This is a genomic window from Leifsonia sp. SIMBA_070 (assembly GCF_046534635.1).
GTDB lineage: Bacteria > Actinomycetota > Actinomycetes > Actinomycetales > Microbacteriaceae > Leifsonia.
In genome coordinates, this window is record NZ_JAWRYK010001095.1 from 1 (window position 1) to 228 (window position 228).

At 64.0% G+C, this 228-nt stretch carries 1 protein-coding gene; it reads left to right on the top strand.

Translation table 11 applies throughout. From position 1 onward, the window contains the following. Window positions 1–228: AI-2E family transporter (locus SB754_RS23520; protein ID WP_410784641.1), on the top strand; the 228-nt coding region annotated here is incomplete at both ends.

A 228-nucleotide genomic window follows, 5' to 3' on the forward strand; every position in this document is an offset into this window, starting at 1 on the left:
GTGATAGCCAACGGCCTCTTCGGTGCCCTGATCATCCTGGTCCTGACGCTCTATTTCCTCGCATCGCTGCCGTCCATGAAGATGTGGGCCTACCGGCTTGCCCCGCGCAGCCGGCGCCGCCGCGTCGAGGCGCTGTCCGAGGAAATCACCAGCAGCGTCGGCAACTATGTGATCGGACAGGGCCTGGTGGCACTGCTGGACGCCACCTACGCCTTTGTGGTCATGACC